Origin of the sequence: Pseudoalteromonas shioyasakiensis, from assembly GCF_022398475.1 — a bacterium.
Lineage (GTDB): Bacteria > Pseudomonadota > Gammaproteobacteria > Enterobacterales > Alteromonadaceae > Pseudoalteromonas.
Genome location: NZ_JAKEVM010000211.1, coordinates 1 through 4,479 on the forward strand (window position 1 = coordinate 1; position 4,479 = coordinate 4,479).

The window sequence follows — 4,479 nt, forward strand, 5'->3', positions numbered from 1 at the left end:
AAATGTGGCTTTTTTAATAGGGTAAATGATTAGGCTTCTGGGACAAAACTTAAGGCTTTATCCATAACAGATAAATCGGCCGCTTTACCATGGCCTTTTTCTGAAAGATGGCGTCTAAAACCACGCGCACCAGGTTGGCCTTGGAAAATTCCCAACATATGGCGAGCAATATGCCAAAAGTTAGCGCCTTTGCTCATTTCATCTTCAATATAGTCATACATCGAGCGCACAACCTGATGACGACTCAGCGTAAAGGCTTCATCACCATATATGTTTTCGTCGACCTCAGACAAAATAAACGGATTACTATACGCTTCACGACCAATCATAATGCCATCAACATACTCAAGGTGAGCTACGCTATCAGCAATTGTTTTCACGCCACCATTTAAGCTTAAATGCAATTGCGGATAATCTTTTTTCAACTGATAAACGCGCGGGTAATCAAGAGGTGGTATCTCACGATTTTCTTTTGGGCTTAAGCCATTTAACCAAGCTTTACGCGCATGAATAATAAAGTCATCACAACCAACATCATGACTCGCTTCAATTAAAGCACATAAAAACTCATACGAATCTTGCTCATCAATACCAATGCGCGTTTTAACAGTAACAGGAATAGTCACTTCGGCCTTCATTGCAGCAACGCAGTCAGCAACCAGTTTAGGCTCAGCCATTAAACAAGCACCAAAACGACCATTTTGCACGCGATCAGACGGACAGCCGACATTTAAATTTACTTCATGATAGCCGCGCTCCGCCGCTAACTTTGCACACTTAGCCAACGCTTCAGGATCTGAGCCACCAAGTTGCAATGCCACTGGCCCTTCATGCTCATTAAAGTGTAGGTAATCGCCTTTACCAAATAAAATAGCGCCGGTTGTCACCATCTCAGTGTAAAGCACAGCATGCTTAGTCATTTTACGGTGAAAGGTTCGACAGTGACGATCAGTCCAATCTAACATGGGTGCCACGGAAAAACGGCGGTTTAATGTCGTTGTGCTCATAACATGGCCCCTTTAAAGATCAATGCATTTACTTGCAACTTAAATTACCTAATACGATTAACGCTTAATATAGCGATGACACATACCCTTTAGGTATGCACCGAAATGAAAAATTGTGACCATTATACCACCGAAGCTAGCTCGCGGCATGGCTTAATCGAAGATCAGATGGTGAAAAGAGGCGAAGAAGTGTACTGCAATCTCACTTCTTTGATGAATAAGGTAAAATACTAAGACTACATTTTTACTTTACTAAGAAGGTGTTCAAGGTTTTGGCCCGTAAGTTCCAAAATCGTAATTTCAAGCTCTTTGTAGTCCTCGTTCTTGAGGTTAACTAATTTAGCGCCTACTGCAATTCGTGCTACTTTCTCAACGGGGTCCATTTCGACAATTTCAATTGATGCACGCGTATCATGATCTTTTGATTGCACATAATATTCACTAAAGAAGGTACCATCTGCACGTACATTTGGATTACTGTCAGACACAGACTGCAGGAGCGTGCCTTTCTTTAAATCACTTTTACGAAGTGAGAAGCTGTATTCCGCCACATTGGCATGACCAACAATTACGGTTACTGCGCTTTCACCATTAATTTTAAAATCATGATCTGTTACTTCGATAACTTTTAGCTTACCACTATCATAGGTCGGCTCCATGCAAGCACCTAAACTAAAAATCAGAAAAACAGATAAGACGACATTTTTGATTAGCATTCTTTGTTCCTTAAATTTTATATTGCCTTCTTTAAAGTTAGATAAAAGAAGGCAATTATTCAAAGTTTAAATCACTGAAAATGCACTTTAAATTAAAACTAGCCGACAACACTCAAACCGAAGTAGTGAGCGATACCGCCTAAGATATTGGTAACCGCTACTGACGATAAAATTAAGCCCATCACCCGACTGATAATGCTCGCGCCACTATCACCAATTAACTTATGAACATGCGTGGCAAGCAGTAATAAAACCAATACGATTACTAGTACAGAAAGCATAATTGATGAGGTTATAAGTTGCTCATACCAAGTGTATTCGGTATTTCGAGTCATCAGTACTGCACCAAGCATAGCACCGGGGCTGGCAATAGAAGGAATCGCCAACGGAAAAATAGCGGTTTCGGTGCTATCTCGAACACTTTTGATTTCTGTTTCTGGTTTACTTTCACCGAAGATCATCGACAGAGCAAACAGTAATAATACGATACCTCCGGCAATCTGAAATGCCGAAAGTGGAATATTGATCGCGTTTAAAAGTAACTCGCCCGCAACAACAAAAAATAATAGCACTAATGCCGAAACACCAACCGCTTTTAATGCAACTTTGCGCTTAAATTTGGCGTCATCCCAGCGTGTAACAGCAATAAAAACAGGCACGGTCCCGATAGGATCAATGACGGCAAAAAAGAAAATGAATGCAGCTAGCAATTCACTCATTAAGAAAACTCCCTGAAAACGTGTTAGCGAATAAAAACACTGCAACTACAATACAGTATGTTAGTATATCACGGTAGCGTAAGGATAAGAGAAGATGAATATAGAATCACTCGTCAGTAAAGCAAAACAAGTATGCGATAATCGTGGTGCACGTTTCACACCTATCCGTGAAAAAGTATTCCGCCTATTAGCTAGTGCGCAAGGTGGTGTGGGTGCTTATGACCTATTAGAACAACTCAAATTAACTGAGTCAGGCGCAAAACCTGCCACTATTTATCGAGCGCTCGATTTCTTATCGGAACTTGGCTTTATTCATAAAATTGAAAGCACCAACTCATTTATGTTGTGCCATCATTTCGATCACATTCACCCTGTACAGTTATTAATTTGTGACAGCTGTGGTTATGTAAAAGAATTACATTCAACAGTAATTTCTCATGAACTTAATAACTTAGCGGCAGAAAGTGGATTTATTGTCTCAGGACAAACAATTGAAGCGCACGGTAAATGCGAAAAATGCAAAGAATAAGTGCGGTGTTTGAAACAACCACTACACTTAAAGTATGATTAACAGCATTTCGAAACCTAAGGGAAAATAAATAATGAATGTGGAGTTCATCAACCCTTTTTTATCATCATTATTAAATGTTTTGAGCACTATGGCTCAAACAGAATTAAAGCCGGGCAAACCTAGTTTAAAGAAAGACGAACTAGCCCGTGGCGATGTATCAGGTTTGATTGGTATGGTTGGCCCACAAACTAAAGGTTCACTTTCAATCACCTTTGATGAAAATCTAGCACTGACGATTATGGAAAGAATGCTAGGTGAACGCCCTGATACGGTGAACGAAGAAGTAACCGACATGGTAGGTGAAATTACTAACATGGTGACAGGTGGCGCTAAAAACTTACTTGGCGAAAAAGGCTATGAGTTTGATATGGCAACGCCAGTTGTAGTGTCTGGTAAGGGACATACAATTGCACATAAATGTGAAGGCGCCAAGGTGTTAATTCCATTCACGTCTGCTGATGGTAACGCCAATATTGAAGTTAGCTTTGATAAACTATGAGCTGGCAGCAAAAAACCATTCAATTGAAGCCTCGCTCACGAGGCTTTCACATCATTGATGACGAGCTACTTCGTCAACTTCCAGAAATAGCACAATACAAAGTCGGCTTATTACACCTATTCATTCAACACACTTCTGCAAGCTTAACTATTAACGAAAATGCAGATCCTACAGTAAGAATGGATATGGAAAGTCACTTCAATCATTTTGTGCCAGAACGACAAAGTTATTACCGCCATGATTATGAAGGTGATGACGACATGCCAGCCCACATAAAAAGCAGTACACTAGGTGCTGAGCTCACTATTCCAATTAACCAAGGCCGTTTAATGCTAGGTACTTGGCAAGGTATCTATTTAGGTGAACACCGAGATCATGGTGGCGCTAGACGTATTATCGCGACGGTTCAAGGCCAGATCTAAAACTAGCTGTAAGCTGTAAGCAAAACTTGGCTTTATATTTAAGAAAGTGATTTTGGGATTTTTTAGAGATTGGAGCGGCACACGAGGCTCGAACTCGTGACCTCAACCTTGGCAAGGTTGCGCTCTACCAACTGAGCTAGTGCCGCATAAATAAGTTGTAAGCTGCAAGTTTCTAGTTTCAAGCTAATGCTTTCAACTTTCCCCTTGAAACTTAAGCCAATTTCTTTTGGTGAGAAATTGGAGCGGCACACGAGGCTCGAACTCGTGACCTCAACCTTGGCAAGGTTGCGCTCTACCAACTGAGCTAGTGCCGCACAATAAGTTACTAGTTTTAAGTTACAAGCTTCAAGTTAGTTACTTTCCCCTTGAAACTTAAGCCAATTTCTTTTGGTGAGAAATTGGAGCGGCACACGAGGCTCGAACTCGTGACCTCAACCTTGGCAAGGTTGCGCTCTACCAACTGAGCTAGTGCCGCATTCAAAAGTAGTCAGTAATTTGTCCGTTGGCGCACAACCTGAAGGTTGCGGTAAAACGTTCTGGCAACT

Annotated in this window: 6 protein-coding genes and 3 tRNA genes; 3 read left to right on the forward strand and 6 right to left on the reverse strand. The window is 41.0% G+C overall.

Annotated elements, in window-relative coordinates; translation table 11 throughout:
- Positions 1-29: 29 nt before the first annotated feature.
- The 3 genes from dusA to L1D51_RS20470 all read right to left on the reverse strand — a co-directional run bounded on the left by dusA (position 30) and on the right by L1D51_RS20470 (position 2,442).
- Positions 30-1,007, reverse strand: a complete 978-nt coding sequence (gene dusA / locus L1D51_RS20460; RefSeq protein WP_082422939.1) for a tRNA dihydrouridine(20/20a) synthase DusA — start codon at positions 1,005-1,007, stop codon at positions 30-32.
- A gap of 236 nt (positions 1,008-1,243) precedes the next feature.
- Complete coding sequence (locus L1D51_RS20465) at positions 1,244-1,666, reverse strand: hypothetical protein (RefSeq protein ID WP_130166181.1); 423 nt, start codon at positions 1,664-1,666, stop codon at positions 1,244-1,246.
- Positions 1,667-1,821: 155 nt separating this feature from the next.
- Positions 1,822-2,442, reverse strand: a complete 621-nt coding sequence (locus tag L1D51_RS20470; protein ID WP_055020798.1) for a MarC family protein — start codon at positions 2,440-2,442, stop codon at positions 1,822-1,824.
- 94 nt (positions 2,443-2,536) lie between these two features.
- On the opposite strand from L1D51_RS20470, the gene L1D51_RS20475 reads away from it, so the two are divergent.
- The 3 genes from L1D51_RS20475 to L1D51_RS20485 all read left to right on the forward strand — a co-directional run bounded on the left by L1D51_RS20475 (position 2,537) and on the right by L1D51_RS20485 (position 3,934).
- The gene (locus L1D51_RS20475) at positions 2,537-2,971 is read left to right on the forward strand and encodes a transcriptional repressor (protein ID WP_054554141.1); all 435 of its coding nucleotides are present in this window, start codon (positions 2,537-2,539) and stop codon (positions 2,969-2,971) included.
- Between the two features lie 73 nt (positions 2,972-3,044).
- Positions 3,045-3,512: a chemotaxis protein CheX gene (locus L1D51_RS20480; protein WP_054554140.1), complete on the forward strand. Its 468-nt coding sequence runs from the start codon at positions 3,045-3,047 to the stop codon at positions 3,510-3,512.
- Entirely contained in the window at positions 3,509-3,934 is a 426-nt protein-coding gene (locus L1D51_RS20485; RefSeq protein ID WP_054561120.1) for a secondary thiamine-phosphate synthase enzyme YjbQ, read from the forward strand. The genes L1D51_RS20480 and L1D51_RS20485 overlap by 4 nt, the downstream gene beginning before the upstream one ends.
- 70 nt (positions 3,935-4,004) lie before the next feature.
- Here the strand turns inward: L1D51_RS20485 and L1D51_RS20490 are convergent.
- The 3 genes from L1D51_RS20490 to L1D51_RS20500 form a co-directional block, all read right to left on the reverse strand.
- Positions 4,005-4,080: transfer RNA gene (locus tag L1D51_RS20490), tRNA-Gly, on the reverse strand.
- Positions 4,081-4,172: 92 nt separating this feature from the next.
- Positions 4,173-4,248 (reverse strand) — tRNA-Gly (locus L1D51_RS20495).
- 85 nt (positions 4,249-4,333) lie between these two features.
- Positions 4,334-4,409, reverse strand: a tRNA-Gly gene (locus L1D51_RS20500).
- Positions 4,410-4,479 lie beyond the last annotated feature (70 nt).

Excerpts from the sequence above, each read along its gene's own strand:
- L1D51_RS20470 (WP_055020798.1), bottom strand. The coding sequence starts at position 2,442 with ATGAGTGAATTGCTAGCTGCATTCATTTTCTTTTTTGCCGTCATTGAT.
- L1D51_RS20480 (WP_054554140.1), top strand. The coding sequence starts at position 3,045 with ATGAATGTGGAGTTCATCAACCCTTTTTTATCATCATTATTAAATGTT.
- L1D51_RS20475 (WP_054554141.1), top strand. The coding sequence starts at position 2,537 with ATGAATATAGAATCACTCGTCAGTAAAGCAAAACAAGTATGCGATAAT.
- L1D51_RS20465 (WP_130166181.1), bottom strand. The coding sequence starts at position 1,666 with ATGGAGCCGACCTATGATAGTGGTAAGCTAAAAGTTATCGAAGTAACA.
- dusA (WP_082422939.1), bottom strand. The coding sequence starts at position 1,007 with ATGAGCACAACGACATTAAACCGCCGTTTTTCCGTGGCACCCATGTTA.
- L1D51_RS20485 (WP_054561120.1), top strand. The coding sequence starts at position 3,509 with ATGAGCTGGCAGCAAAAAACCATTCAATTGAAGCCTCGCTCACGAGGC.